The organism is Variovorax sp. FW301-JW7 (assembly GCF_058788795.1).
The window spans coordinates 406478-432837 of the sequence record NZ_JBYTBC010000003.1 but is presented as its reverse complement, the minus strand read 5'-3'; the positions used below and the strand labels follow the sequence as shown (position 1 = coordinate 432837).

Sequence of the window (26360 nt, the reverse complement as noted above, 5' to 3'; positions counted from 1 at the left end):
TTCGCGCCTAGCGGAAGGGGCGCATGCTCATGACCAGAACAGGCGGAACGCGGCCATCGACGTCCAGCGGCAAGCGCTCCGTCTTGAGGATGCCTCGCAGCGCCGCGTTGTCCCAGTCACGCACGCCGCTCGATTTCTTGAGCACGGCGCCCTTGATCATGCCGTCGGGGGCCAGTTGCACGTCGAACTCGGCGGCCGGATTGCCCGACAAGGCGGCCTCCCCGTCGGTGGGAAAGACCACGTTCTGCCGGATCGCCTTGGCGATGCGGGCGGCCCAGCTCGTTTCAGTGTCGGGCCGTGCGACCGGGCGTGCCGGCAAACCGAGTCGCAGGCGGGCAATGGCCGCATCGGCGCGCCCGGCCAGCGACAGCAGCGCGGCCTTGCAGGCCGCGCCGGCCTCCTTGTCCCATGCATCGTCGAGCATCTGCGGCGGCGGAACGGCGCTCGGCCCCGGCACCAGGAAGGTCGCATAGGAGGGGCAGGCATCGACGAGCGATGTCGCAGGTGCCGCCGGCTGGCGCATCCCCGATTCGACATCCTGCAGCCAGACGGTCGGCATCGGCGTCTCGAGCGAAACGTAGGCCAGGAACTGGCGGTCCGGTGTCCACGTGGGCAGCACCATGGGCTTGCGCGCGGTCAATGCCACCTGGGGGTCGGCACCGTCGCTGTCCATGACCGACAGCGCATAGCGCTCGTTCTGCATGCCGACCCTGGCCCGGCGTTCGGTGTACGCGCCCTTGCGTCCTGCCAGCTTCTCCTGCGCAAAGTCCGCTAGCGCATGTCCGAGCCGGCGTGCGTCGCGCGGCTCGGCGTCGAATTGGATGCCGCCGATCTCCTTGCGTGCGGGCACGTCCCACAATCGGAAATCGACGCGCAACTTGCCGTTGAGCAGGCGCTGCACACGCCCTCCACCGACCGCTTCGGCACCGCGTGCCTGCCAGGCCTCCCAGTTCGGCATCTGCATGGCCCCCAGCCATGCCCCTTCACCTTCGACGACAGGCACGACGCCGCCCCGGCGCAGGTCCGCCTGAAGCACGCTGGCAATCACCTGCGCGCTGGCATCCTCGCCCTCGAAGACACCCACGGCGAGCTTCTTCGCCTGGACACCAGGCCCTGGCACCGACGGCGCCGTTGCGCACGCCGTGACGGCCATGCCCAGGGCCACCGCAGCCCAGCGCCGCCATGACGCAGCCAGGCTCATCGCGCCTCCCTGGCGTTCTCGAGTTTCCCGCTGGCCTGGAGGTCCGAGGCCACGGTGCCGGCAAAGCTGCTCACGGAGAACGCCGAAATCCTCATCGCGGCGCGTGCGCAGCGGTACGACTTTTCGAATTCGGCAACGGTCACGACGGGCGTGCCGGCCGGCGTGCGGGGCTTCGAAGTCGGCGCCAGCCGCATCAAGGTGATGTCGCAGCGGAAGTACTTTCCCTGCGCGTCTTCATTGATGTCATGGGACACCTGGATGAACCGGTTGCAGCGTGCGCGCGCCGCGGCAGGCATGACCACCTCGCCGATCTGTCCGAGCATGTGATCAGCCTCCCGCCGCGGCGCTCGCCGGGCTCAGCCGGAAATCGATCGGCACCTGGATCGGCGCCATCATGGCGCGCCCGCTGCGTGTTTGCGCGGGACTGAACTTCATTCGGAACACCGACTCGGTCGCGGCCTCGTCGAGCACCGCGTGACCCGAACTCTCGACCACGGTGACGAACGCCGGAACACCTTCGGCGCCGACCATCACGCGCAGCACCACCTTGCCTTCGTAGCCCTCGCGGCGTGCCACGTCGGGGTACACGACCTCGGGCGCTGCCGCGTAGCTCGGCGCCTTGCCCACCGGGTCCTGGCGCTCCTGCTCGATGGCCTCGTTGACCTGCTGCAGGCGGGCTCGTAGCGTGGCAGCCCGCTCCGCACGGCCGCGCCGCTCCTCGATGCCGCTCAACAGCACGAGCGACTCCGCGATGGCGGGATCGGTGCGGTAGTACAGCATCTGCCGCAGTTCGAGCGCCCGGTTCGCGGCGGCCTCTGCGCCGTCGAGGTCGCCCGTCGCATCCAGGATGGTGCCGAGCGTGAACAGCGCACGCGCCAGCTCCGCGTTGTTGGAAGAGGTCGGCGCCTTGAGGATCTGCACCGCCCGCTTCGCGGCCGCCTCGCCCTTGGCGGGCTGCCCGCTCGCCACCTGGGTGGCCGCCAGGTCGTTCAGTGTCAGCGCAAGGGACGCATCGCTGGGCGGGGTCTGCCGCTCCACCATCTCGAGCGCGCGCTCCAGGAACGCGACGGAGCCCGCGTAGTCCTTGGCGGCCCGGCGAGAGATGCCCAGCACCCGCAGCGCATGTGCAACCTCGAGGGAGCCCTGCGGCCCCGCGAGCGCCTCCCGTGTCGCTAGCGATTTCTGCAGCAAGGGCTCGGCGCGTGCCGGCTGGCCCTGCACGGCATACATCACGCCCTGGCCGTACTGCACGTCGGCCAGCAAGGCCCGGTCTTTCTCCGCCGGTGGGGTCAGCAGCACGGTGGCCCGCGCATAGAGCCGCTCGGCCTCGTCGGTGCGCCCGCTCACCGCGCACAACCGGGCCAGCGACGCAAGCAGCGACGCCATCGCCCCGGCGGGCGGCGCAGCCATGTGCTCGGCGATGGCAAGGGCCCGTCGCAGCAACGGTTCCGCCAGCCTTGGCTGCCCCGTGTCCAGGTAGAACGCACCCAGCTTCCAGAGACTCGCGGCCTGCCTCGGATGAAACGGCGGGAGCGTCCGCTTCGACAGATCGACCAGCCGCCGGCCCATGTCGGCCGCCTCGCCGATCTTCCCGGCCGCGTAGTAGCTCTCGAACGCCTGATCGAGCCGATCCCAGTCGACGTTTTGCGCCAGGGTCTGCGCCTGCGCTGTGCTGGCTCCCCACACCCACACGCCGACGGACGCAGAGCGCAGCAGCAGTCCTGCCGCGACGATCCCGCCGCGCGCCAGGCTCTTGATGCCGCAGGCGCGATGCACCGGCGCCGCCGTCACTTCAGCTCCTGGCAACTGCCGGCTTCGCACTTCACGATCAGGGCATAGCCGTCCGCACAGTCCACGCTGTACGTCTCCACGCTGGCGTCCTTGCCGACCAGCGATGCGCGCGGCTCGGTGCTGCAACGCTGCGTTCTTGCCAGCCGCTCCGCGTCGAGGACGTTCTGGCCTGCCGGGCGCGGGACTTGCGCCGGTGCAGATGTCTGCACCGGCATCGGGGCAGCCGACACGACGGGCTGCACCGTTGGATTCGACGGGACCACCACAGCCGCCAGCGTCGGTGTCGACGACGCGGTGGGCTTCTCGGAGCGCCGGTACTCGGCCACGGCCGCGCGAGCACGCACCGGCACCTCGTCGATCCATTGGGCAGGCCGCGCGAAGTTCAGGTTCTGCGCGGTGCCGCCGATGGCAGCGGTGGTGATGCCGATCAGGCGGCCCTGGTCATCGAAGAGCCCACCGCCGCTGGAGCCGGGAGAGATCGGCGCCGTGACCTGGATGAACTCCACCACGCCCGCGGCATTGCGCCGCAGCGCGGAAACCAGGCCGTCGCTCAGCGTCTGCTCCAGGCCGCGCGGCGCGCCGATCGCATACGCCTTCTGCCCGATCTGCAAGGCGGCCGTGGGCGCGATGCTCAGCGTGGCTGGCGGCAGGTTGTCCGCCCTGAGCTGGCAAAGATCGCGCTCCGCGTCCGGGTACTCGAGGCGCGCCGGCCACTCCTCGCGTTCGCGCCGCAGGGTGATCGATGTGGCCTTGCGCAGCACGTGGCAATTCGTGATGAGGCGCCCGGGGCTCACGGCAACGGCACTGCCGCTGCCGAGCGAGCGCCCTTGGTCGTCGCGCGGAATCACGACCCATACGGCCGGCGAGACCTTGCGGAAAAGCTCCTCGGGCGTCAGCGCCGCGGCCAGTCCCGGCAGCAAGGCGCCCAGGGCCGTCACCGCGGCCAGGACTGTTGTTGTCTTTTTCTTCAATGAAAGCTCCGCGAGAAATGAACGCCCTACTTCGGCAACAGGCCGTCGAGATCCTTCAGCTCGACACGCCCCCCGCTGCCGCCCGACCAGGGCAGCGCGGCAGGCTGGACCTGTCCCGTCGGTTCCGGAAAAACCATGGCGCGCCGGGCGATTTCTTCCGTGGTCAACGCGCCGCTGCGCCCCTGACTGGCGATGAAGGGCTTCAGCGCTTCCATCACCGCACTGGCCCGCAGCGAGTACTGCGCGCCGCGCTCCGTCGATGTCTTGAACATCAGGATCGTGGCCTTGCTGTGCCATGTGGTGATGGTTCCTCCACCGCCGGGCACGTAGATGTAGGTGGTCCCGCCACCACCGCCCCCCTTGAGTTCGACCCACTCGGGCGCGTTGGCATCGTTCTGGGCGAAGCGAAAGTCCGCCTCGTCGTCCGAGACCGCGGCCCCCGCCTTCGGCAGCATGGCGAAGTAGGCGTACCCCTTTTGCACCGTCAGGTCGGCACACCGATAGATCCAGTAGTTCCAGACCGCTTCCTTCGACGTGTTCCCGTTGCCGGAGAACTCGACGACGTAGCTGTTGTCGGTGAGGCGGGTGTCGGTGTAGCCACCGGTCGGGCCCTTCGGTTGGTAGACCGTCGTACAGGCGCCCAGAAGACCCGTGACCGCCATGATCGCGACGGCACCAACCGCGCGCAGGGAGATTCGTGTGTGAAGCTTCATCGTCTTTTCATTGAACGGAAATCCAACACGACGATACAAAGTTCGATGTCAAAGGACAACAAATGCTTCCATTTGTTTTATGTCCCCGTGTCAGAAATCTCGGCCCTCGTTGCAAAACTGCACGGAACCTGCAACCCGGCTGGATCGACATGCTTACTTCGGTAGTAACCCCGAAATCCATGAAGGCTGATTGACAGCCCCGCACCCTAGGATGGCTCCGGCAGGCAGCGACCACGCTGCCGCACCTCTTTCCCAGGAGACATCGTGAAGCCCCTTTCCCTTTCCTCCCTCAATCGCCGCGCCGCCCTGGCGCTGGCCGCCTCCTTCGCGCTCGCCGGTTGCGTCAGCACCCCACCTGCCGCGACAGGCGACATCCACGTCATGACCTCCGGCGGCTTCACCGCCGCCTACAACGAGCTGCGCCCCGGCTTCGAGCGCAGCACCGGGCGCAGCGTGAAGACGGCCTACGGCGCGTCGATGGGCAATGCCACCGACTCGATTCCCAGCCGCCTCGGCCGCAACGAACCCGCCGACGTCGTGATCCTGGCGCGCCCCGCGCTCGATGCGCTGGTGGCGCAGGGCCAGGTGGTGGCGGGCAGCCAGGTCGACCTGGTGCGTTCGTCGATCGGCTTCGCGGTGCGCAAGGGCGCGCCCAAGCCGGACATCGGCACGGTCGATGCGCTCAAGCGCACGCTGCTCGCGGCGCCGTCGATCGCCTACTCGGCGAGCGCGAGCGGCACGTACTACGAAACCGAGCTGCTCAAGAAACTGGGCATCGAGGACCAGGTGAAGCCCAAGAGCAAGCGCATCCTCAGCGAGCGCGTGGGCACGGTGGTGGCGCGCGGCGACGCGGCCCTCGGCCTGCAACAGGTGAGCGAGCTGCTGCCCATCGAAGGCATCGACTACATCGGCCCGCTGCCCGCCGAGGTGCAGCGCGTGACGGTGTTCTCGGCCGGCGTGGCCACGGCGTCGAAGCAGCCCGAGGCGGCGCGCCAGTTGATCCGCTACCTCAACGCGCCGGCGGCAGCACCGACCATCGCGAAGACGGGGCTGGAGCCACTGTCCGCGCGCTGAGGCAGCGGCCTCACGGCTCGTAAACTGGCGGCCTTCACCCCCTCCTTCCGCCTTCCCGACGAACGGACGCCATGACCACATCGCCCTCTTCCGCCCTCGTGACCGCCTTCGCGCCCAGCGGCACGCTGCGCGCCTCGATCAACCTCGGCAACCCGATCCTGGCCAACAAGGACGCCACCACGGGCGAGCCGGTCAGCGTGTCGATCGACCTGGCCCGCGAGTTCGCGCGGCGCCTTGGCGTGGGCATCGAACTGGTGGTGTTCGAGAAGGCCGCGGCCTCGGTGGACGCGGTGAAGAACGAGAAGGCCGACATCGGCTTCTTCGCAGTCGATCCGGCGCGCAGCGAAGGGCTGCGCTTCACGGCGCCTTATGTGCTGATCGAGGGCAGCTACCTCGTGCCCGAATCGTCGACGCTGACAGACAACGCGCAGGTCGATGCCCAAGGCCACCGCATCTCGGTAGGCTCTGGGAGCGCCTACGACCTGTTCCTCACGCGCGAGATCAAGGCGGCCGAGATCGTGCGCCTTCAGGGCGCGGGGCCTGCGCTCGCTGCATTGCGTGCGGGCCAGGTCGAGGTGGCGGCGGGCATTCGCCAGCTGCTCGAAGGCGAGGCGGCCCGTGCACCGGGGGTGCGTGTGCTGCCGGGGCGCTTCATGGTGATCCAGCAGGCGATGGGGACGCCGGCCAGTCGCGGGGCCGAAGCGCAGGCGCTGCTCTCTTCCTTTGTCGAAGAGATGAAGGCATCAGGCTTTGTGGCCGATGCGTTGAAACGCCATCGCATCGAAGGCGCGATCGTTGCGCCGTAACTAAGCGCTCTTGTTCAGGGCGCGTCGTGGTGGTGATGGCCGATCAGAGCTTGTGCGCCTCCACCGGCCCCTGCGAATAGAACAAGAAGTAGCCCGTCTGGGTCTTGAAGCCGTTCTTCTGCCAACCGGGCGGCACCTTGAAGATGCCGAGCTGGTCGCTCGAGATGCCGACGAAGGACGTGTTCTCCGTGTCGGTGGTGATGCGGCTCCAGCGCTCGCGCGTCACCGGCTGCAACTGCATCTTGGGTTCGCTCCATTCGGGCGTGCGCACCTTGTCGCGCAGGACGTAGCGGTCGCCGTCGCGCTCGATCTTGACGACCTCCTTGAGCACGCCGTTGCGTTCGACGGCGTAGACGCCGACCAGTTCAGTCTCGGGCCCGCCGCGTGCGCCGCAGGCCGAGAGCAGTGACACGCAGGCCACTGCCAAAAAGAAATTCAGAAGAGTTTTCATGAGGTTCGAATGAAGTGGTGACGCATGCGCCGCCGGGCGGCGCATGCGAGGTTCACGAAAGAAGGCTCGGCGCCCTCCGACTCAACGCTTCTGGTTCTCGCGCAGCGTCAGGTTGCCCTGGAAGCGCAGCGCGTGCGGGTACTCTTCCTTGCCGCCCGCTTCCACCGCCGCCATCTTCTGCTGGCTCAGCTGCGTCTTGGCGAGCAGCGGCGCCGGCAGGTTGAGCACGCCCTTGATCTGGTCGTACTGCGCCTGCGTGATGCGCCCCACGCCCAGCAGGCGGAAGGCATCGCGCTCGATGTTCAGCAGCAGCGGCTTGTTGCCCGCGAAGTTCTGCACCTTGGCCAGCAGGTTGCTCCAGGACTGCGCGCTGTAGTTGCTCACGTAGTAGTCCTGCCCCGTCGGCCCGGCCAGCACCGCGGTGCAGCCCGGCAGCTCGACCTGCGTGGCGTTGTTCGACATCACGAAGGTCTCGCGCCTTTCCATCGCGTCGCCGTACGCCAGCGTGACGGGGATGGTCCACGTCGAGGCCGGGAACTGGTTCTGGTTGGGGAACGACTCCTGCGTGATGTTCACGTAGGTGCGGTTGCCGGCGCACTGCGCATCCACGGTGAGCAGCGGCACGCCCGTCTGGCGGATGAGGCTGTCGCCGATGTCGCTGACCTTCTTGTTGGTGGCTTTTTCGAGCGAGGTCCACAGGCGCGTGGGCGTGACGTTGCCGAAGGCGTAGTCCTTCAGGTAGATCTGCAGGCCCTTCTGCATCGCCTCTTCGCCGATGTAGTTCTGGATCGTCTCCAGCACGTGGCTGCCCTTGTTGTAGACGAAGATCGACGGGCTGATGAAGCCGAACGAACCCGCGTCGTTCAGGTTACGCTGCACCGGCACGGCCGAAGGCTTCAGGTCGGCCACGATCACGTTGTGCTTGTCCAGCACGTAGTCGGAGAAGCTGTAGTACTCGGGGTGGAACTTGATCGTGGTGCGCCGTTCGAACCAGCGCGCGAACGATTCGTTGAGCCACACGTTGTCCCACCAGTCGAGCGTGACGAGGTCGCCGAACCACTGGTGCGCCACCTCGTGCGTGACCACGGTCACCGAGTACAGCGTGGGCTTGTCGCCGGGCTTGGTGAGCACCGCGTCGGCAAACTCGAAGATGGAGCCCCAGTTCTCCATGCCGCCGAAGCCGGTGTTGGGCTTGTTGTCGTAGCTGTCGTTGGCGGCCACGGTGTCGAACTTCTTGAAGGGCAGCGGGATGCCGGTGTACTTGTAGTAGTAGTCCATCGACACCTTGGTCCACTCCATCGCGAACTTGGCCCAGTCGGAGCGGCCCGGCGGCGTGAACCAGCGCAGCGCCATGTCGCTGCCGTCGAGCGGGTTCTTGAAGGTGTCGGCCAGGATGTCGAACTTGCCGCCGCCGAAGAAGGCCAGGTACATCGGCATCGAGGGCGTCTTCTCGAAGGCCACGCGCTGGTAGCCGTCGGGCAGTTTCACGGCCTCGGTCTGCGCGCCGTTGGACACGGTCTTCCAGTCGCCCGGCACCTCGGCCGAGATCTCGAAGGTGTGGCGGAAGGCCGGCTCGTCCCAGCCCGGGAACCACTGGCGTGCGAAGTTGGTTTCGCCCTGCGTCACGATGGCATCGCTGCTCACGCCCTCGGGCGTGGACAGGCCCACCTTGAAGATGCCCGACGCGGCCGAGCACAGCGGGTTCTTCGCCATCACCTCCGGCGTGCAGTACTCGGCGTCGGAGAACTGGATCTTGCCGTCCCACTCCATGTGCAGCAGGTACTTGCCCTTGGCGATCTGGCCGTCGTTCAGGCGCAGCTGCACGAAGTCGCCGCGCGTCTGCGGCGTGGGAATCAGCGGGATCGCCTCGCCCGGCTTGGACACCTTGCGCAGCGTGGTGCGCCCGCGCGCAAAGTTGAGGTCGTGTGCGGCGACGACGATGGCATCGACCGGCTGCAGCACGTCGATCTCCACGTCGGCGCGGCCCACGAAGGTCTTGAGCGCCGCATCGGGGCGGAACCACAGCTTGTAGTTCACGGGCCAGACCGTGTCGGGCAGCTCCATCGGCCGGGCCGAACGATCGACCGCGGCCGCCGCCGAATCGCGTGCGGTGGGCACGCCGTCGTCGGGGGTCTTCTTGGTGGTGTCGCCGCCGTCGGCCGCGGGCGCGTTGGCCAGCGACGGCGCATTCAGGCCGGAGCCGCCGAACGATGCGCCACCGCCGCTGTCTCCGCCGCCGCCACAGGCCGTCAGCGCGGCAAGGGTCACGGCCGTGAGGGCCAGGCAATGAACGACAGGTGTATTCAGTGATTTCATGATCGCCTCTGGGTACTCTTGGTAAGGAACATGCGCCGCACCGCAGGCACCGGCGGATAGCCGGCGATGCGCGTGACGCGCGCGGGATGAGTGGAACGACAGATCAACAGGAGATGCGGGCAGCACAGCGCCCTCCCGGCGAACAAGCAGTTCGTCAGGAACGCAGGCTCAGGCCGGACCGCACCGCGTGTGCTGCGGTGGTCCCAGAATGCGCGGGGCGAGCGGCGCCATTCCCGTCAAGATGCGGGGTGTGGGGGGGAGCGTGTGAACGCGGTGGGGTGTCGCGGGCCGGGCTCAGTGCCCGTGCATCGACGCGATGCGTTCACCCGTCAGGTGAACGGCCGGGGCCATGGCGAAAGCGATGGCGACGGCAAGACTGGCTGCGGCTCTTGTGGTTGATTTCACGCGCATTCCCTCGTCCGTTGAAGTGCACGCAGTTGTAGCTGATCGATGCAATGAGCTCAACGATCCGCGGAACTTTTCTCTCTCCAATTGTTCGCGCGCGATAGGCCGAATGGCGTCATGGCACGCGACGCATGCCATGCACTACGAAGATGGTTCTGCGGCCGAAACACCTGCTCACGCAGATGACAAAAACACGGGCCCTTCACTGTGACGAAGCGGCCACAGTACGAAGGTTCAAGCCACGGCGAAGGCTACGAAAGCTGTGAACCAGAGACTGCAGCAGTGCGTTGCGCGCGCTCGCGCCACCACAGCAGAAAGCCACACGCGAACACGACGACCTGCGTGCCGATGAGCAGCGCAAAGCCCGCGAAGAAACCCGCCGCCGACGAGGCCGCGGTGACCGCTGTGTGCGCTGCGCCACCACCGTGCGACACCGCGGTGATCACGCCGCCCATCAGCGCCGGCATGAAGCCCGCCACGAGGCTGCCCACGCCGTTGGTCACGCCGAAGGCACTGGCCGTGTGCTCGGGCCGCGAGCAGTGCTGCACGGTGCTTGGAATGGCCGGGCTTTGCAGGCCCCAGAAGAAGTTCGCCGCCACGAGGCAGGTCGCGGCCATGTACGGGTCGCGCGCATTGATGGCCAGCAGCACCGACAGTGCCACGCCTGCGCTCGCGCCCATGAAGATGAAGGGCACGCGGTCGCGTCCCAGCTTGTCGATGAGCACGCCGCCCGTGAACACCGCGAGCACCGTGGCGTACTGCGGCAGCGAAGCGATCCAGCCCATCTCGCGCAGCGAGAAGCCGCGCGCCTCGCGCAGGTAGGTCGGCAGCCAGTTGCTGCTGCCCCAGAGGTAGGCCAGCGCCGCCGAGGTCAGCAGCGTGATGAGGAACAGGTGCCGTGTGTGCAACGCGCCCTTCACGATGCCCGCCACGCGCGACATCGCATCGCCCAGCGACGAAGGCTTGATGCCGTCGCCGTGTCCCGCGGGCATGCGCACGAAGGCCAGCACCAGCGGAATGCCCAGCACGATGTTGAGCACGCCCAGCACGTGGAACGAGCTGTCCCATTCGAATTGCGTGAGCAGGTAGCCCACCAGCGGATAGCCCACCGCCAGGCCCAGGCCCGTGCCCATGTTCACCAGCGCGTTCGGCTTGCCGTTCTCGTGGCTCTGGAAGTGCGCCTTGATGTACGACGAAGCCAGCGAGAACAGCGGCCCTTCCGACACGCCCAGCAGCACGCGCGACGCCAGCAGCATGCCGTAGCTGTGGAACATCGGCGAGGCCCAGGTCACCACGCCCCACAGCACGAGACCGTAGATCAGGCTGCGCCGCACGCCGAACAGCGCCGAGCAGAACGGCGTGAGCAAGAAGGCCGAGATGCCGTAGCCCAGCATGAAGGCCGTGGCCAGCAGGCCCTGGCTCACGCGGTCGGAGGCGTCGATGCCCACGTGCTTCAGAAACGCCGCATCGGTGATCAGCACCGCGATGTTGATGCGGTCGACGTAGGAGATCGCGACGATCACGAACAGGGTGACGACCCCGTACCAGCGCATGGCCTTGGACGACATGGGATTCTTCTCAGGTGGGTTGCACGGGGGCCGGCGCGGCGTCAGGGGCAGTCGCTCGCCGGCCTGCCTGCGTCGAGGACCGTTCGGGCGAATCCGAACGTGTCGGATTGCGAGGCGCCGATGACCGACCGATGGGTCTGTCCGGCGTACTGCTTCAGTTGCACGGTCGCGCCGCGCGCACACAGGCTGCGCACCATCGCCGCCGTGGTGTCGGGCGTGACCGTCGTCTCGTCCTTCTCGCCCTGGATGACCGACACAGGCACCCGCATCGTGAGCGACGACGCATCCTGCGCGGCCAGCAGCCGGGCCATCGCGTCGTACGCCGCGCCGGGCTTCAGGTACGGCCCCGGCGGCAGCGGCGGCATCGCGAACAGCCCCGAGAGGCAGGCCGAGCTCATCGCGTCGAGGTGCGGGCGCAGCGCGGGCGAAGTCATGGCCTGCACGTCGATGGCCGGGTTCATCGCCTTGGCGCTCATCACGGTCAGCGACACGAAGGGCAGCGCCGGGACGGCCACCGCTTCGCCGCGCATCACGCTGTCCATGAACCGCAGCACGCCGGGCCCCGTGGGCGCGATGGCGATGGCCGCCCGCAGCGGGTAGCGGCCGGCGCTGCGGTCCGGCAGGCCGGCGGCCCACAGCACGGCGCCGCCGCCCTTGCTGTGGCCCACGGCGATCCAGTCGGGGCGCAGCTTCACGCCGTCGAGCGCATGCGCAGCCGCCACGGCGTCGGCCAGGTTCTCGGCATTGCTGCGGCTGTGCAGGTCGGGCACGGGCCCGAAGGCGCCCCACCCCGCGTAGTCGGTGCGCACCACGGCATAGCCCTGCTGCACCCAGGCGTTGAGGTAGGCATCGCGCTCGCGGTTCACGACCAGCGAAGGCGCGCACTGGGGCGCGAGCCCGGTCGAGCCGTTGGCCCAGGCGATCACCGGATAACCGCCGGCGGGCGCGGGCGTGCGCGGCAGCGCCACCTGGCCGACGACCACCGCGTTGGCGCCGTCGAAGGCGGTGGACGCGTACGACATGACCCAGTTGCGCCCTGCGTCGGGCAGGCCGTGCAGCTTGTCGGGGCTGGCCAGCAGCAGCTGGCCGGGCGCGGGCGGCGCGGTCGGCGACATGCCGGCGCAGCCGGCCACGAGCAGCGATCCGACGGCCAGCGCCGCGAGGCGCCGCACCTGCGGCCAGACGGGGGTTGCGCGCATGCCGGCCCCTTCGCGTCAGAACATGTGCCGCATGCCGAACTCGACGCCGCTGGAGGCGCGGTTGGGCATGGTGATGGCGCCGGCCAGGGCCTGCGTCGCACCGTTCTTGTTGCTGATGCGCGCGATGGTGCCGTACACCGCCGTGCGCTTGGACAGGTTGTGCACGTAGCCGATGGCCAGCTTCGACGACGTGGGCTCGCGCACCGCGTTGAGGGGCTCCAGCTTGTAGCGTGCGTACGAGGCCTTGATCTCGCCCGGCCCGATGGGCAGCTGGAAGCCGACCAGCACGCCCTTGGCGTCGGTGCTGCCCTTCGATTCCTTGTACAGCTCGCTCGTGAGCTTGAGGTTCATGAGCGCGGCGTCGAAGGTGTAGGACGCGCCGAGGTTGGTCACGCGCAGGTCGCCGGCGGCGTAGCGCGTGCGGCCGGTGGCAATGGCCACATTGAGGCCGCCGCTCTGGTAGCCGAAGCGCGCGCCGGTGTGCTGGCCGTCGCGCTTGTTCGACACCTGGCTGCCGGGCAGCACCGAGGTCGAATCGTTCTCGCCCATCGCGTACATCACCTGGCCGTAGAAGCCGCCCAGGCTGGCCGGCAGGAAGTAGCCGATGCTGTTCGAGGCGCGCGTGCCGGTGGGCGCCACCAGGCCGCCCAGGCCCGAGAAGTAGATCTGGTTGGCGCCGATGCCGCCGCCCGTGCCGAAGGGGTCGAAGATCGCGGTGTTCCAGAAGGCGGGCACGTAGTCGCGGCCCAGGCGCACTTCGCCGAAGGGCCCGGCCAGGCTCACGGTCGAGCGGCGGTTGAAGCTCAGCACGCCGGGCGTACCGTTGCCGCTGGCCTGGTTGTTCGAATTCGACGGAAAGCCCGTGCCGCTGTCGTTCTGCAGGCCCATCTCGAGCCAGAAGTTGGCCGAGTAGCCGCCGCCGAGGTCTTCGGTGCCGCGAAAACCGAGGCGGCTGAACATGTTGCCGCTGTTGCCCAGCTGCGTCTTGTGGGCCGATCCGTTGCCGCTGCCGCGCGTGTAGACCACGGAGGCATCGACGACGCCGAACAGCGTCACGGAAGATTGGGCCAGCGCTCCGCCAGCCGCGGTGGCCGCAGCCATCGCGATCCAGTACTTTTTCATTGAATGTCTCGGTTGGTTTTCTTCTCTCGGCCGTCTTTTGGGGTTGTGGCCTTCTCGTTCAGATGTCCAGCACCAAGCGCTCGCCCTTGCAGCGAGAGACGCAGATCATCATGGTCTTGTTGGACGCACGTTCGATCTTGGTGAGGATGCCGTCGTGGTGATCGACTTCGCCCTCGAGCACCGCCGTTTCGCAGGCGCCGCAGACGCCTTCCTTGCAGCTGTGGTCGGGGTTGAGGCCAGCGTCGATCAGGCTGTCGAGAATCGACTTGCCCGGGGGCACCTCGACGCTCTTGCCGCTCTTTGCGCACTGCACCACGCAGGTCTGCGTGGCGCTGGGCGCCTCCACATGCACGGCGGCGAAGCGTTCGATGTGGGCGTTGGCATAACCCAGTTGCTCGCAGCTCTTTTCGAAGGCGTCGAGCATCGGCGTGGGGCCGCAGCAGTAGTAGTGGCTGGTGGCGCCCTTGCCGGCCAGCATCGATGCGAGGTCGGGCGGCGCGCCCTTCTCGTCGTCGAAGTGCCAGGTGAGCTGCACCGATTTCTCGGTGGCCAGCGCCTCGATGGCGTCGCAGAAGGCGGCTTCCTTGCGGGTGCGCGCGCAGTACACGATTTCGACCGGTTGGCCGATGGCGATGAGCCGCTGCAGCATGCACCAGATGGGCGTCACGCCGATGCCGCCGGCCACGAGCACCGAGCGCTCGGCGCCCTCTTCCAGCTTGAAGTTGTTGCGCGGCGCCGAGATGGGCAGCGTCATGCCCACGCGCAGCTGCTGGTGCACGTAGCGCGAGCCGCCGCGGCTCTTGCGGTCGTTGAGCACGCCCACCACGTAGCGCTGGCGGTCGCTGGCCGGGTTGCACAGCGAGTAGCTGCGCACCAGCCCGTTGGGCAGGTGCAGGTCGATGTGGGAGCCGGCCTCGAAGGCGGGAAAGTCCACCGCCGGCGTGGCCGGCCGGAACTCGACGCTGACGATGCCGTCGGCCTCGTAGCGCATGGTGTGCACGAGGGCGTTCAGCGTGGGAGAAGACATGGCGATGCTCGCTTGCTTACTTGCTTGCAGTTCAGGCCGTGGTGGCCTCGGCTTGCGCCAGCTGCGCTTGCGCGAGGTTGCGCATGTGGCGACGCAGGCGGACGATGCCCAGGTCGTGCTGGTACAGGTTCTCGTGCTGGTTGGCGTCGGCTTCCATCTCTTCGAGCATCACGCGGTCTTGTTCCAGCACGTGCCAGTGGCGCGCCTCGAGGCGGTTCTTGTAGAGGAAGCGCCAGGTGTCGCGCTCCCAGCCCGGCGCCAGCTTGCGTGCGCGCCAGAAGAAGGTGGCGGTCATGCCGTTGGCCATCGGCGAGAAGGCGCCGATGATGATGAAGTTGCCGCCAGGGCCGCCGGTCTTCGGGTACGGAATTTCCAGGCGCATCCAGTGGATGCCGGTGTCGGCCCACTCGGTCCAGTCGAAGTTGACGTTGCGCTGGCCTTCCTTCTCGAACACGAAGCCGATGTCGGTCGGGCGCACACCGAACTTGGCGCTCGAGTCGCCCTCGGCCATCGAGTGCGACTGCTTGTGCAGGTACGTGCCGTGCATCGGGTCCATCACGTTGTCCAGCACGTAGCGGTAGTCGCCCTTCCACTCCGTGTAGCACAGGAAGTTGGAGTACTCGGCCTCGTCGGTCAGCTGCTCGGGCAGCACCAGCGGCGGCGGCACGTCGACCGGTTCCTTCGAGTTGTAGAGGAACACGGCGCCCGCGCGCTCCTGCACATGGAAGTGGCGCGTGGCGCGTGAGCCTTCGAGCTTGCAGCCCGGGCTGCCGGGCACGCGCGTGACCACGCCGTCGTGGCGCACTTCGACGCCGTGGTACGGGCACGAGAGCCGGTCGCCCAGGATCACGCCCTGCGACAACGGCGCGCCGCGGTGCGGGCAGCGGTCTTCGAGTGCGTGCAGCACGCCTTCGCCGTCACGCCACAGCGCGATCTTGCGGCCGAGGCGGCGCAGGGAGATGGGGTTCTCCTTGATGAAATGCGACGGGCAGATCGGGTACCAGAGGTCTTTCAGGCCGATCTCGAGCAGGTGGTCGACCGGATCGGCGGGAACGGGATGGATGGCGATGGTCATGGTGGTTCTCCTCAGGCGGCCAGCGTGGCCATTTCCTTGCGGTACAGCGCCTCGGTCCATGCGAGGCCGCCCGGCGTGGCCAGGCCGCTGTCGTTCAGGCGTTGCACCAGGCCCGGCAGGTCGTGGATGCCGTCGGCGTAGGCGCGTTCGATCACGTCGCCCAGCAGGTCTTCGTAGGTGGTCGCGGGGCGCTGGCGCGCCTGGTGCGGTTGGAGAAAGCGGTCTTGTTGCATCGTGAGCCTCCGTAAGCGAGGGGAAAAATTTCAGGCAGCGGCAGCGACGGCGCCCTGTGCCGGCACGCCCAGCGGCACGGCCCAGGCGTCGTAGGCGTACACCCAGTCGGCGTTGCCGCCTTCGCGCAGCCAGTTGTTGCCGCGCGAGCCGAGCTGCACCTGGCTGGCGCGCTCGATACGCGCGGTCTGGTAGGCCTGCAATGCGGCGGGAATGCCGGCCATGGCCACGCCGTCGAGGTGGCGCGACAGCACCACGGCGTCTTCGATGGCCATGCCGGCGCCCTGCGCCATGAAGGGCAGCATCGGGTGCGCGGCATCGCCCAGCAGCGCCATGCGGCCCTGCGCCCAAGCGGGCATAGGGTCGCGCTCGTACAGCGCGGTCTTCAGCACCGTGTCGCAGGCGTCGAGCAGCGCGCGCGCCTCGGGGTGGTAGGCCACGTACTGCTCGCGCAGCTCGTCGACGCTGCCCGGCGCGGTCCACGATTCGAGGTGCCAGGTGTCCTGCGGCGTGGTGGCGAAGATGAAGATGTCCTTGCCGCGGTTCAGCGGGAAGGTGACGATCTGGCTCTGCGGGTTCGGGCCCCACCACTTGGTGAAGGCGCCCAGGTTGGGCACGCCGGCCACGCGCTCGGCGGGCACCACGGCGCGGTAGGCGACGATGCCCGTGAAGCGCGGGCTCTCGGCGCCGAACATCGCGGTGCGCACGCCCGAATGGATGCCGTCGGCACCAATGAGTGCCCCCACGCGGGCGCTGGTGCCGTCGCTGAACGACAGGGTCACGCCGTTGTTGTCAGCCGCAATGGTCTCGGCGCGCTTGCCCAGCGCCACGCGCTCGGCCGGGAACATGTCGGCCAGCGCAGCCAGCAGGTCGGCGCGATGGATGGTGAGCTGCGGCGCGCCGTAGCGCTGCTCGGCCGAGTCGGCCATTTCGAGGCGCGAGGTTTCTTCGCCGCTGTCGTAGGTGCGGCTGATGCGGTGCGACGGGCGGGCCGCCGTCACACGGGCGGCGTCGCCCACGCCCAGGCCGTCGAGTGCGCGCACGGCGTTCGGCGTGAGGTTGATGTCGGCGCCGACGCGGGCGAACTGCTTGGCCTGCTCTAACACGACCACGTCGTGCCCCGCGCGGCGCAGTGCGATGGCGGCGACCAGGCCGCCGATGCCGGCACCGACGATGCCGATGGTGGATTCACTTGTCTGCATGGTCTGTGTCTCTCTTTGTTCTTGGGGGTGGCTCACTCGGCCACGATGTTGCGAGCCTTGATGATCCGGGCCCAGACGGCCGTCTCATCGCGAATGTGGGCAGCGAACTCGGCGGGCTTCATGGCCGCGTCGGTCATGCCCTGCGCCTTCAGGCGTTCGCGCACGTCGGGCTGGGCCAGCATCTCGGCCGCATCCTTGGCGAGCTGCTCGACCACGGCGGGCGGCGTGCCCTTGGGGGCCAAGAGGCCGTACCACGAGGTCACGGCCACGCCCTGGATGCCCTGCTCCGCCAGCGTGGGGATGTCGGGCGCGGCGGCGCTGCGCTTGGCCTCGGTCACGCCCAGCGCGATGAGCTTGCCGTTCTTGATGAAGGGCATGGTCGCGGGCAGGTTGCTGAACATCAGCGGCACCGAGCCGCCGAGCACGTCGTTGAGCGCGGGCGCCGTGCCCTTGTAGGGCACGTGCAGCAGGTCGATGCCGGCCTGCTGCTTGAACAGCTCGCCCGCCAGGTGCAGGCCGCTGCCCACACCGGGCGAGGCGTACGACAGCGTGTTGGGCTTGGCCTTGGCCATCGCCACCAGTTCCTTCGCGCTCTTGATGCCCGAGGCCGGCGACGCCACCAGCACGTTGGGCGCCTTGGCGAGCATGGTGACGGGCACGAAGTCCTTCTCGATGTTGAACGGGAAGTTCGGCATCAGCGTCGGGTTGATCGTGAGGTTGCCGGCCGGCACCACGAGCAGCGTGTGGCCGTCGCCCTTGGCGCGCTTGACCTTGTCGATGCCGATGTTGCCGGCCGCGCCCACCATGTTCTCGACCACGGCCGCCTGGCCGTAGCGCTTGGCCAGGCCGTCGGACAGGATGCGCGCCAGCGTGTCGACCGGGCCGCCGGGCGGGAACGGCGAGACGATGGTGAAGCGGTCGCTCGACAGCTGCTTGTGCGCGTCGCTCTGGGCGTGCGCGGGCAAGGCGATGGCCAACGCCGCGGCGGCCAGCAGGGAGAAAGAAAAACGTCGTTGCATGAGGGTCACCGGATTCATTTCTTCTCGGTCAGGAAAGCACCTTTCGGGCCTTCGGCGTTCTTCTGGCGGCGGGTGTGGCCATCGAGGCCGCCATCGACCGCCCATTCGGCGAACACGGTCGGGCCGGGTTCGAACTCGCGCGGCTGCCAGTCGGCGGTGAGCTGGTCTTCGTCGGCGTAGTACTCGATGAGGCCGCCGGCCGGGTTCTTGAAGTACCAGAAGTACGCCGACGACACCGGGTGGCGGCCCGGGCCCAGCTGGGTGTCCCAGCCGCAGCGCGAGAAATGCAGGCCGCCGCCGAACACCTCGTGGATGTCGCGCACGGTGAAGGCCACGTGGTTGAGCCCGCGCTTGCCCGACGGAATCTGCAGCAGGAACAGGTCGTGGTGGCCGCCCTCGGGTGCGCAGCGCATGAAGGCGCCGCGGTTCGGATAGCCGTCGGACGACACGAAGCCGAAGCGCTGCGCGTAGAACGCGCTCGTGCCCTTCACGTCGCTCACGAAGAACACGACGTGGCCGACTTCGATCGGCGTGGCGCGTTCGTAGATCGGTGCGGGCTGGTTCACGCGCGGCTTGGCGTTCCAGGTGTTCATGGCGCCGCAATCGACCTCGACCGCGCGCTTGCGGCTGACCTGCAGGCGCACGGCCAGGCCGTTGGGGTCGGTGCAGCCGATGCGGCGCGCGCCGTCGACCGTGGTGTCGGTGAAGTGCGGGTCTTGCGCGATGGCGGCGGCGTAGCGGTCCAGGTCGGCGTCGCTTTCCACGCCCCACACCACTTCGCGCAGCGTCGGGCCCTCTTCCATCGCGGGCGGCAGGCCGGGCTTGTCCCACGCCGCAACGACCACCTTGCAGCCGTTGAGGCACTCGAAGACGAGTTCGTCGGCGGCTTCGGACACGAGTGAAAGGCCCCAGTCCTGGAAGAACTGGCGGCAGGCGGGCAGGTCGTCCGCGCCGTAGGTGATCTGGTCGATGCCAAGTACGCTCATCGTGTGCTCCTGTTCAGTTCGCCCACGGGAGCGGTTGTTCGTTGGTGCCCCAGTACATGCTCTTCTGTTCCATGTACTGGAAGATGCCTTCGCGGCCCTTCTCGCGGCCCAGGCCGCTGTCGCGCCAGCCGCCGAACGGCGTCGAGACCGAGAACTGCTTGTAGGTGTTGACCCAGACCGTACCGGCCTGCACCGCGCGGCCCAGCTTCCAGGCGCGCTTGAAGTCGCGGCTCCACACGCCCGCGGCCAGCGCGTAGACGCTGTCGTTGGCCTGTGCGATCAGTTCTTCCTCGTTGTCGAAGGGCATCGCGACCAGCACCGGGCCGAAGATTTCTTCCTGGCTGATGCGGGCGTTGTTGGTCAGGCCTTCGAGGATCGTCGGCTGGTAGAAGTAGCCCTTGTCGTAGTCGGCGCCGTGCGGACGCACGCCGCCCGTGCGGATACGCCCGCCCTCGGACACGCCCAGGTCCACGTAGCGCTCGATGCCCTCGCGATGCTTGGCCGTGATGAGCGGCCCCATCTGCGTGCGCTCCGACGCCGGGTCGCCCACGCGCAGCGCATTGGCGCCTTCGGCCAGCCGCGTGAGGAACTCGTCGTAGATGCTGCGGGCCACGAACAGGCGCGAGCCCGCGATGCACGACTCGCCCGACGAACTGAAGATGCCGTACAGCACGCCGTTCACCGCATGGTCGAGGTCGGCGTCGTCGAGCACCATGGTGGGCGACTTGCCGCCGAGCTCGAGCGACACCGGCATCATCTTGTCGGCCGCGATGTGGGCGATGTGCTTGCCGGTGGTGGTGCCACCGGTGAACGACACGCGCTTGACCAGCGGGTGCTTGGTGATCGCGTCGCCGATCACCGAGCCCTTGCCCGGCAGCACGCTCACGATGCCCTTGGGCACGCCGGCCTGCTCGCAGATGCGCGCCAGCTCCAGCGCCATGAGCGGCGTGACTTCGGCGGGCTTCACGACCACCGCGTTGCCGGCCGCCAGCGCGGGCGCCAGCTTTTGGGCTTCGCTGGCGATGGGCGAGTTCCACGGCGTGATGGCCGCGACCACGCCCATGGGCTCGTGCACGCTCATCGTGACGAAGGCGCCGCGCGAGGGGGTGATGGTTTCTTCGAGCGTCTCGAGCGCGGCGGCGAAGAACTGGAAGGTGCCCGCGGCGCTGGCCACGAGGTTGCGGGTTTCGCTGATCGGCTTGCCGTTGTCCAGGCGCTGCTTCTGCGCCAGAGACTCGCCCTCTTGGCGGATCAGCTGGGCCACGCGGTGCAGCACGGCGGCGCGCTCGTGCGGCAGGCGCTGGGCCCAGCCGCTGGTGCGAAAGGCGTGGTCGGCGCGCGTGATGGCTTCTTCGACGTCGGCCAGGCTCGCGGCCTTCAGGCGCGCGATGGGCTCGCCGGTGGCCGGGTACAGGCTTTCGTAGACGTCGCCGCCGCCCAGGCGCCATTCGCCGGCGATGCAGATCGGAAGGAGTTCGGTGGAGATCATGGGGTGGCTCAGATGGCAAGGGCCGCGACGCGGTTGCGCAGCGCGCGCACGGCGCTGTACACGGTCAGGGCCGAGGTCTTGGGGTTGGCCGCGAGCGGCTTGTTGCGCATGGTCAGCGCGAAGCTGCCGAAGGCGCCTTCGGCTTCGACGGTGTGCACGTTCTCGGTGGTGGCCGGGTCGGCAATGAGGCGCACCAGCGTCTGGTCCAGGCCCAGGCCCGCGAGCGAGACGGTGGCCGCCACGTTGGCGTTCTTCGGGTAGAGCAAGGCGGCTTCGCGCGCGCTGCCTTCGAAGATCACGGTTTCGTGCGCCAGCGTGTCCAGGTTGCGGCCCTGCTCGGCCGGCGTGCCCTTCCAGGCCTGCGGCGGCTTGCGGCCCGTGTAGCGCACGCTGTCCAGGCCGCCGATGCGGGCCGCGGCGAGCGCGTCGATGCCGCCGATGGCGCCGGGAATCAGTTGCACCTGCGTGCGGCCGGCGACGGCGGCGGCTTCGAGCTTCTCGGCGAAGCCCGTGGCCGACAGCGCGCCCACCGAGGCCACCACGCAGGGCGTGCCGCGTGCCAGCGCGGGCAGCACGTGTTCCTCGATGGCTGCGTGGCCGGCGGTCTCGACCACGAGGTCGATGCCGTCGGCGGGCACGGCGCTGCCCACCTGCGCGCCAGGGGCGGCCTTCTGCGCGGCGGCAACGCCTTCGGCCGGCACGACGATGGCCACCACCTTCAGGGCGGGATCGCCGCGCAGCAGTTCGAGCACCGAGGTGCCGATGGCTCCGCAGCCGACAAGGGCGATGCGCGTGATGGCAGTGGTCATGCGTGGGGCTCCGCGTTCGCTCACTTGGCCGCGCCGAGCGCGGGAATCTGCGTGACCGTGTTGGTCGGCGGGCCCGCGAAGCTGGTCTTGAAACCGCCGATCGACAGCATGTCGATCTCCAGCAGGAACGGGCCGTTGGCGGCCAGCGCCTGGTCCAGTTGCGCCGGCAGGTCGGCCAGGTCTTTCACGCGGGCGTGCGACAGCGCGATCGACTTGCACAGCAGGTCGTAGTCGGGCGTGTGCAGCTCGGCGTAGCACTGGCGGCCGCCGTACTGTGCGTCCTGGATGTTCTTGATCACGCCGTAGCTCTTGTCGTTCATGAGCACGATGACCATGGGCGCCTTCTCCTGCACCATGCAGGCCAGCTCGCCCAGGTTCAGGATGAAGCCGCCGTCGCCGGCCAGGCAGAAGGTCTTGCGGCCCGAGCCCGTCACCGCCGCGCCGATGGCCGCGCCGATGGCCATGGGCATGCCCTGGCCGATGCCGCCGCCCGTGGCGTGCACGCCGGCGCTGGGCTCGAACACGCGCAGCTCGCGGTTGCCCCAGGTGCTGTTGGACACCGTGACGTCGCGCACCCAGTTGAACTTGCGGCCGGCCACCGACTGCAGCTGGCGCACGAGTTCGGCGTACGGGCCGAGGCCGTCGCGCAGCGTGGCCACGGCCTGGTCGTGCGCGGCGCGCAGGTCGACCAGCAGCTGCGGGTCGGCCTGGTACTTCGCGGCTTCGAGGCGGTCGGCCAGGCCGTCGAGGGCCAGCGCGGAATCGCCGCAGACAAAGGCCTCGGATGCGTAGCAGCGGCCTTCGGCGGCGGCATCGGCATCAATGCGGTACAGCGGGCGCGGCAGCTTCAGTTCGTACTTGAGCGTCTCGTTGCCGCGCAGGCGCGAACCGACCACGAGCATCGCATCGCAGGTCTGGTAGAAGGCCTCGACGGGTTTCTGGATGTTGTAGGCGCCGAGCGAGCCGGCGTCGTCCTCGGGCACCGTGCCGCGGCCCTGCGTGGTCGTGACCACGCCGAAGCCCAGCTTCTGCAGGCGCTGGATCGCGCTGCGCGCATGGCGGGCACCGCCGCCGACCCACAGCAGCGGACGCTTGGCCGTGGCCAGGCGCGCGGCCAGTGCATCGAGCCCGGCGGCCGAAGGCACGGGACGCTCGATGGGCAGCGGCGACAGGTCGGCCGGCATGGTCGTGAGCGCCGACTGGATGTCGATCGGGATCTCCACGCTCACCGGGCCGGTCGGCGCCGTCATGGCGAGCTGCACCGCGCGCTTGAGCGTGCCCAGCACCGTCTCGACGCTGCGCACGCGCAGCGCGGCCTTCGACACGGCCTTGAGCATGGTGAGCTGGTCGGGCGCTTCGTGGATGTACGACATGCCCTTGTCCAGGTACGGCGTCTCGATCTGGCCCGTGATGTGCAACAGCGGCGCACCGGCCGTCAGTGCCTCGACCATGCTGCCCGCGATGTTGCCCGCGGCCGGGCCGGTGCTGGTGATGCACACGCCCAGGCTGGCGGTGGAGCGCGCATAGGCGTCCGCCATGTTGCCCGCGCCGGCTTCGCCGCGTGCCGAGATGAAGCGCACCGTGCCGCGCTGCGCGAAGGCATCGAGGATCGGCATGTTGTGGATCGAGATCACGCCGAAGGCTGCCTTGACGCCGCACTGCTCGAGGAACGCGGCGACGACGGCGCCGACCGTGACGGTGTTGTTGGGGTTATGCATGGCGGGAATGGCCTCCGGAAATGTCGATGTGGCTGCCCGTCGTATAGGAAGCGAGCGGTGAAGCAAGGAAAAGGATCGCGCGCGCGGCTTCGGTCGGAAGCCCCAGGCGACCCAGCGGGATGTGTTTGGTGGTGGCGAGCTGGCGGCTCCAGGCGGCCCAGTCCTGCGACTTGTCTTCGCGCGCCTCGAAGCGGCGGCGCCACTGGCCCGACTCGACCAGGCCGATCAGGATGCCGTTGACGCGCACGCCCTGCGGCGCGAACTCGGTGGCCATGGAGCGCACGAGGTTCAACAGGCCCGCACGCGCGGCCGAGGTGGCGACCATGTGCGGCTCGGGCTGGCGTGCCAGCAGCGAGTTGGCGCAGACGATGGCGGCATCGCCCAGCACGGCGCGCTGCGCCGTGAGCTGCGGCAGGAAGGCGCGCGTCGGGTGGATGACCGAGAAGAACTTCAGGTGAAGCTCTTGCATCCAGGCCGCGTCGTCGGTGTCGGCGAAGGTGGAGACACGCCCCTGCCCTGCGTTGTTGACCAGCATCGACGCCGGGCCGAGCGCGGCCTCGCTGGCGGCGGCGAAGGCGCGCACCGAGGCGGCGTCGAGCACGTCGCAGGTCTGCGCGAACAGCTTGGCGTCGGGGTACTGCGCGCGCAGGCCGGCCACGGCGGTATCGAGCCGTTCGGCGTTGCGTCCGCACAGCGCCACGGCGGCGCCGCAGCCCAGCAGCAGCTCGACGGTGGCCAGGCCGATGCCCGACGACCCGCCCGTGACCACGGCCACGCGGCCGGCCAGTGCGTCGGCGGCGAAGAAGAAGGAGGAGGAAGGGGCGGAGGTCGTCATGGTCAAACGGAAATCAGTCGTCAGGCGCTGCGCAGCGGCACCACCTTGCTGGTGCGCGCGGGCGAGTAATTGAGCAGGCCCGAGATCTCGTCGGCGGTGCCGCGCACGCGCTGCACCATCTCGTCCATGCGGTTCTCGTCGATGTGGCCCGAGGTGATGGTGGCGCCCAGCGCCGCCACGATGTGGCCGCTGTGGTCGCGCACCGGCGCGGCGATGGTCGAGATGTTCGATTCGAAGAAGCCCTCGCCCAGCACATAGCCGCGCTGACGGTCGGCCTGCACCATGTCGAACAGTTCGTTCACGGTCTTGGGCGTGCTCGGCGAGAAGGTCTCGAGCTTGTCTTCGGGGTACAGCGCGCGCAGCTGCGGCAGCGTGAGGTCTTCGAGCAGGATGCGGCCCAGCACCGTGGCATGGGCCGGCAGGCGCGTGCCCACCGTGACCGAGCTGGCGAAGGGCGTGGCCGGCGCCACCTTGGCGACGTAGACGATCGAGCGGCCGTCGCGCACCACCAGGTTGCAGGGCGTGCGCAGCTCGTCGCACAGGCGGTTGAGCAGCGGCGTGCCCAGCTGCGTGAGCTCCAGCGAGGCCAGGTATTCGAAGCCCAGGCGCAGCACGGCCAGGCCCAGGCGGTAGTCGCGCCCGCCCTCGGCGCGCTCGAGGAAGCCCATGTTCTCCAGCGTGGTCAGCAGGCGGAAGACGGTCGAGCGCGGCAGGTCGAAGCGGCGCGCCAGCTCGGGCGCGGAGAGCGTGCGGCTCTCGCGGCTGAACTCGCACAGCACGCGCAGGCCGCGCTCCAGCGCGGGCACGTTGTAGCGGTCTGCGCCCTCTTCCATCACTTCGTTGTCGGTGGCCATCTTGGAATTCCTCTCGGTTGTCTTGTTCGTGTCGGGTCAGCCGGCGAGCGATTCGCGCAGCAAGGCGGCGACGGCCTGCGGTTGTTCCACATAGCCGGCGTGACCCGCATCGTCCACCAATTCGAGGGGCACGCCGCAGCGGCGCGCGACTTCTTCGCAGGCGACGGGCGGCGTGACGACGTCGAGCGCACCGCAGGCCACGCGCACGGGCATCGGCGGCGGCAGGTCGGCCAGCAGATCGGCGTTGCACAGCAGCTCGACGGCCTGGCGGTAGCCGTGGTCGTTCAGCCGCGCCATGTTCCAGCGCACCCACTGGCGGGCGTGCTCGGAGGCACCGTCGGACACGAGCCGGCCCGCGCGCTTGGCGGCCATGCCGGCGATGCCGAGGTCATCGAGCGTGGCCAGGCGTTCGGCGCGCACCTTGGCGCGGGCGTCGATGCGCGCGGCAGCGCCGTAGCCGATGGCAGGGCTCACGAGCACGAGGCGGCGGATGCGGGCACTGGCGCTCGCATCGCTGCGCGCGGCCGACGCGGCCACGATGGCGCCCAGCGAATGGCCGACGAGCACGCAGGAACGGATCGACAGCGCATCGAGCATTTCTTCAAGGCGTGCGGCGTAGTCGGCGGCGGTCGGCGCGGCCGAGGCCAGCGGCGTCGAGCGGCCATAGCCCGGTGCGTCCCACGCGATGAGGCAGGCCTGCGGCGCCAGCAGCGCCGCGGTGTCGAGCCACGAGGCCGCGCCCGAACCGATGCCGTGCAGGCACACGATCACGGGGCCCTGCCCGCATTCGCGCACCGACACCATCGCGCCGCCACCCACCGCGACGTCGCGGGCCGGAAAGCGCGCGTCGAGCCGCGCCAGCTCGGAAGCCGGCAGGGTCTGCGCGGAGATGTCGACGGTGCTCATGGCCTGTTCGCTCGCTTGCTTGCTCGCTCGCTCGCTCAGCGCTTGATCTTGGCCAGCGGGTGGTCGGCGGGGTACGTCGGCGTGACCGGCTTCTTGGCGCCGAGCATCACGCACATCAGCGCGTCCTCGTCGCCGATGTTGATCTCTTCGCGGTACACGCCGGGCGGCACCGAGATCAGGTCGCGGTCGGTCATGATGGTTTCGAAGCGCTCGCCGTCCTTCTCGATCACGACCTTGAGCTTGCCGCGGATCAGGAAGAACACCTCTTCCACGTCGGTGTGGATGTGCGGCGGGCCTTCGTGGCCGGCCGGGATCACCATGGTCGAGAAGGTGAAGTGCTCCGAGGGCACGGTGTTGGTGTCGGCCGCGACACCGGTGCCGCCGGTGCCCACGTAGCGCATCTGCGCGCGGCGGAACTTGGGGTCGAAGTCGGCCTGGAACTTCAGCGCGTCCCAGTCGTACTTGCGGGTTTCGTAGCGGGCGATGCGGGTGTTCATCCACTCGGCCAGGCTGCTGCCCTCGGGCTGCGCCAGGGTGTTCGTGGCGGCGGTGTTGATCTTCTGCTGTTCGGACAAATCGCTCATGGGTGTAC

Annotated in this window: 25 protein-coding genes; 2 read left to right on the top strand and 23 right to left on the bottom strand. The window is 68.8% G+C overall.

What is annotated here, in order from left to right; translation table 11 throughout:
• Positions 1–7 precede the first annotated feature (7 nt).
• The 5 genes from AC3WQM_RS10430 to AC3WQM_RS10410 are packed head-to-tail and all read right to left on the bottom strand — an operon-like array spanning position 8 to position 4676.
• Positions 8–1201 carry a TonB C-terminal domain-containing protein gene (locus AC3WQM_RS10430; RefSeq protein WP_492678515.1) on the bottom strand — a complete coding sequence of 398 codons (1194 nt, stop codon included), beginning with the start codon at positions 1199–1201 and terminating at the stop codon, positions 8–10.
• Positions 1198–1524 carry a hypothetical protein gene (locus tag AC3WQM_RS10425; RefSeq protein ID WP_492678513.1) on the bottom strand — a complete coding sequence of 109 codons (327 nt, stop codon included), beginning with the start codon at positions 1522–1524 and terminating at the stop codon, positions 1198–1200. The genes AC3WQM_RS10430 and AC3WQM_RS10425 overlap by 4 nt, the downstream gene beginning before the upstream one ends.
• Before the next feature lie 4 nt (positions 1525–1528).
• Positions 1529–2992 carry a TonB family protein gene (locus AC3WQM_RS10420; RefSeq protein WP_492678511.1) on the bottom strand — a complete coding sequence of 488 codons (1464 nt, stop codon included), beginning with the start codon at positions 2990–2992 and terminating at the stop codon, positions 1529–1531.
• Positions 2989–3963: a S1C family serine protease gene (locus AC3WQM_RS10415; protein WP_492678509.1), complete on the bottom strand. Its 975-nt coding sequence runs from the start codon at positions 3961–3963 to the stop codon at positions 2989–2991. The genes AC3WQM_RS10420 and AC3WQM_RS10415 overlap by 4 nt, the downstream gene beginning before the upstream one ends.
• Positions 3964–3989: 26 nt before the next feature.
• Positions 3990–4676 (bottom strand): CC0125/CC1285 family lipoprotein, encoded by a 687-nt coding sequence (locus AC3WQM_RS10410; RefSeq protein ID WP_492678507.1) that lies wholly within the window; start codon positions 4674–4676, stop codon positions 3990–3992.
• Positions 4677–4940: 264 nt separating this feature from the next.
• On the opposite strand from AC3WQM_RS10410, the gene AC3WQM_RS10405 reads away from it, so the two are divergent.
• Both AC3WQM_RS10405 and AC3WQM_RS10400 read left to right on the top strand, forming a co-directional pair.
• Entirely contained in the window at positions 4941–5750 is an 810-nt protein-coding gene (locus AC3WQM_RS10405) for a substrate-binding domain-containing protein (RefSeq protein WP_492678505.1), read from the top strand.
• Positions 5751–5821: 71 nt separating this feature from the next.
• A complete protein-coding gene (locus AC3WQM_RS10400) occupies positions 5822–6556 on the top strand; it encodes a transporter substrate-binding domain-containing protein (protein WP_492678503.1) in 735 nt (244 codons plus the stop codon).
• A gap of 43 nt (positions 6557–6599) precedes the next feature.
• Here the strand turns inward: AC3WQM_RS10400 and AC3WQM_RS10395 are convergent, their stop codons facing one another.
• The 18 genes from AC3WQM_RS10395 to AC3WQM_RS10310 form a co-directional block, all read right to left on the bottom strand.
• Entirely contained in the window at positions 6600–7007 is a 408-nt protein-coding gene (locus tag AC3WQM_RS10395) for a hypothetical protein (protein ID WP_492678501.1), read from the bottom strand.
• A gap of 81 nt (positions 7008–7088) precedes the next feature.
• Positions 7089–9323 (bottom strand): M1 family metallopeptidase, encoded by a 2235-nt coding sequence (locus AC3WQM_RS10390; protein WP_492678499.1) that lies wholly within the window; start codon positions 9321–9323, stop codon positions 7089–7091.
• Between the two features lie 656 nt (positions 9324–9979).
• Positions 9980–11296: an MFS transporter gene (locus tag AC3WQM_RS10385; RefSeq protein WP_492678497.1), complete on the bottom strand. Its 1317-nt coding sequence runs from the start codon at positions 11294–11296 to the stop codon at positions 9980–9982.
• 41 nt (positions 11297–11337) lie between these two features.
• Positions 11338–12495 carry an alpha/beta hydrolase family protein gene (locus AC3WQM_RS10380; protein ID WP_492678495.1) on the bottom strand — a complete coding sequence of 386 codons (1158 nt, stop codon included), beginning with the start codon at positions 12493–12495 and terminating at the stop codon, positions 11338–11340.
• Positions 12496–12510: 15 nt separating this feature from the next.
• Positions 12511–13617, bottom strand: coding sequence for a porin (locus AC3WQM_RS10375; protein WP_492678493.1), 1107 nt, complete (start codon positions 13615–13617; stop codon positions 12511–12513).
• 58 nt (positions 13618–13675) lie between these two features.
• The gene (locus AC3WQM_RS10370) at positions 13676–14644 is read right to left on the bottom strand and encodes a PDR/VanB family oxidoreductase (protein WP_492678491.1); all 969 of its coding nucleotides are present in this window, start codon (positions 14642–14644) and stop codon (positions 13676–13678) included.
• 31 nt (positions 14645–14675) lie between these two features.
• Positions 14676–15719 (bottom strand): Rieske 2Fe-2S domain-containing protein, encoded by a 1044-nt coding sequence (locus AC3WQM_RS10365; protein ID WP_492678489.1) that lies wholly within the window; start codon positions 15717–15719, stop codon positions 14676–14678.
• 11 nt (positions 15720–15730) lie between these two features.
• Positions 15731–15952 (bottom strand): recombinase-like helix-turn-helix domain-containing protein, encoded by a 222-nt coding sequence (locus AC3WQM_RS10360; RefSeq protein ID WP_062474598.1) that lies wholly within the window; start codon positions 15950–15952, stop codon positions 15731–15733.
• A 30-nt stretch (positions 15953–15982) separates the two neighbouring features.
• Entirely contained in the window at positions 15983–17152 is a 1170-nt protein-coding gene (locus AC3WQM_RS10355) for an FAD-dependent monooxygenase (RefSeq protein ID WP_492678487.1), read from the bottom strand.
• Between the two features lie 32 nt (positions 17153–17184).
• On the bottom strand, positions 17185–18171 hold the full coding sequence (locus AC3WQM_RS10350; protein WP_139701714.1) for a Bug family tripartite tricarboxylate transporter substrate binding protein: 987 nt from the start codon (positions 18169–18171) through the stop codon (positions 17185–17187).
• A 14-nt stretch (positions 18172–18185) separates the two neighbouring features.
• Complete coding sequence (locus AC3WQM_RS10345; RefSeq protein WP_492678485.1) at positions 18186–19157, bottom strand: VOC family protein; 972 nt, start codon at positions 19155–19157, stop codon at positions 18186–18188.
• 13 nt (positions 19158–19170) lie between these two features.
• Positions 19171–20646 (bottom strand): aldehyde dehydrogenase, encoded by a 1476-nt coding sequence (locus AC3WQM_RS10340; RefSeq protein ID WP_492678483.1) that lies wholly within the window; start codon positions 20644–20646, stop codon positions 19171–19173.
• 8 nt (positions 20647–20654) lie between these two features.
• The gene (locus tag AC3WQM_RS10335) at positions 20655–21455 is read right to left on the bottom strand and encodes an aspartate dehydrogenase (protein WP_492678481.1); all 801 of its coding nucleotides are present in this window, start codon (positions 21453–21455) and stop codon (positions 20655–20657) included.
• A gap of 20 nt (positions 21456–21475) precedes the next feature.
• A complete protein-coding gene (locus AC3WQM_RS10330) occupies positions 21476–23173 on the bottom strand; it encodes a thiamine pyrophosphate-binding protein (protein ID WP_492678479.1) in 1698 nt (565 codons plus the stop codon).
• On the bottom strand, positions 23166–24008 hold the full coding sequence (locus AC3WQM_RS10325) for an SDR family oxidoreductase (protein WP_492678477.1): 843 nt from the start codon (positions 24006–24008) through the stop codon (positions 23166–23168). The genes AC3WQM_RS10330 and AC3WQM_RS10325 overlap by 8 nt, the downstream gene beginning before the upstream one ends.
• A 20-nt stretch (positions 24009–24028) precedes the next feature.
• Positions 24029–24862, bottom strand: coding sequence for an IclR family transcriptional regulator (locus AC3WQM_RS10320; protein WP_070060330.1), 834 nt, complete (start codon positions 24860–24862; stop codon positions 24029–24031).
• A 36-nt stretch (positions 24863–24898) separates the two neighbouring features.
• Positions 24899–25768: an alpha/beta fold hydrolase gene (locus tag AC3WQM_RS10315; RefSeq protein ID WP_492678475.1), complete on the bottom strand. Its 870-nt coding sequence runs from the start codon at positions 25766–25768 to the stop codon at positions 24899–24901.
• Positions 25769–25803: 35 nt separating this feature from the next.
• Positions 25804–26352: a cupin domain-containing protein gene (locus tag AC3WQM_RS10310; RefSeq protein ID WP_492678473.1), complete on the bottom strand. Its 549-nt coding sequence runs from the start codon at positions 26350–26352 to the stop codon at positions 25804–25806.
• Positions 26353–26360: the final 8 nt, after the last annotated feature.

Bases quoted from the DNA above. Each gene is read 5' to 3' on its own strand.
- AC3WQM_RS10380 (WP_492678495.1), bottom strand. From the start codon at position 12,495: ATGCGCGCAACCCCCGTCTGGCCGCAGGTGCGGCGCCTCGCGGCGCTG.
- AC3WQM_RS10330 (WP_492678479.1), bottom strand. From the start codon at position 23,173: ATGCATAACCCCAACAACACCGTCACGGTCGGCGCCGTCGTCGCCGCG.
- AC3WQM_RS10400 (WP_492678503.1), top strand. From the start codon at position 5,822: ATGACCACATCGCCCTCTTCCGCCCTCGTGACCGCCTTCGCGCCCAGC.
- AC3WQM_RS10385 (WP_492678497.1), bottom strand. From the start codon at position 11,296: ATGTCGTCCAAGGCCATGCGCTGGTACGGGGTCGTCACCCTGTTCGTG.
- AC3WQM_RS10325 (WP_492678477.1), bottom strand. From the start codon at position 24,008: ATGACGACCTCCGCCCCTTCCTCCTCCTTCTTCTTCGCCGCCGACGCA.
- AC3WQM_RS10355 (WP_492678487.1), bottom strand. From the start codon at position 17,152: ATGCAGACAAGTGAATCCACCATCGGCATCGTCGGTGCCGGCATCGGC.
- AC3WQM_RS10390 (WP_492678499.1), bottom strand. From the start codon at position 9,323: ATGAAATCACTGAATACACCTGTCGTTCATTGCCTGGCCCTCACGGCC.
- AC3WQM_RS10425 (WP_492678513.1), bottom strand. From the start codon at position 1,524: ATGCTCGGACAGATCGGCGAGGTGGTCATGCCTGCCGCGGCGCGCGCA.
- AC3WQM_RS10370 (WP_492678491.1), bottom strand. From the start codon at position 14,644: ATGTCTTCTCCCACGCTGAACGCCCTCGTGCACACCATGCGCTACGAG.
- AC3WQM_RS10320 (WP_070060330.1), bottom strand. From the start codon at position 24,862: ATGGCCACCGACAACGAAGTGATGGAAGAGGGCGCAGACCGCTACAAC.
- AC3WQM_RS10360 (WP_062474598.1), bottom strand. From the start codon at position 15,952: ATGCAACAAGACCGCTTTCTCCAACCGCACCAGGCGCGCCAGCGCCCC.
- AC3WQM_RS10365 (WP_492678489.1), bottom strand. From the start codon at position 15,719: ATGACCATCGCCATCCATCCCGTTCCCGCCGATCCGGTCGACCACCTG.
- AC3WQM_RS10430 (WP_492678515.1), bottom strand. From the start codon at position 1,201: ATGAGCCTGGCTGCGTCATGGCGGCGCTGGGCTGCGGTGGCCCTGGGC.
- AC3WQM_RS10395 (WP_492678501.1), bottom strand. From the start codon at position 7,007: ATGAAAACTCTTCTGAATTTCTTTTTGGCAGTGGCCTGCGTGTCACTG.
- AC3WQM_RS10335 (WP_492678481.1), bottom strand. From the start codon at position 21,455: ATGACCACTGCCATCACGCGCATCGCCCTTGTCGGCTGCGGAGCCATC.
- AC3WQM_RS10315 (WP_492678475.1), bottom strand. From the start codon at position 25,768: ATGAGCACCGTCGACATCTCCGCGCAGACCCTGCCGGCTTCCGAGCTG.
- AC3WQM_RS10410 (WP_492678507.1), bottom strand. From the start codon at position 4,676: ATGAAGCTTCACACACGAATCTCCCTGCGCGCGGTTGGTGCCGTCGCG.
- AC3WQM_RS10310 (WP_492678473.1), bottom strand. From the start codon at position 26,352: ATGAGCGATTTGTCCGAACAGCAGAAGATCAACACCGCCGCCACGAAC.
- AC3WQM_RS10350 (WP_139701714.1), bottom strand. From the start codon at position 18,171: ATGCAACGACGTTTTTCTTTCTCCCTGCTGGCCGCCGCGGCGTTGGCC.
- AC3WQM_RS10345 (WP_492678485.1), bottom strand. From the start codon at position 19,157: ATGAGCGTACTTGGCATCGACCAGATCACCTACGGCGCGGACGACCTG.
- AC3WQM_RS10340 (WP_492678483.1), bottom strand. From the start codon at position 20,646: ATGATCTCCACCGAACTCCTTCCGATCTGCATCGCCGGCGAATGGCGC.
- AC3WQM_RS10375 (WP_492678493.1), bottom strand. From the start codon at position 13,617: ATGAAAAAGTACTGGATCGCGATGGCTGCGGCCACCGCGGCTGGCGGA.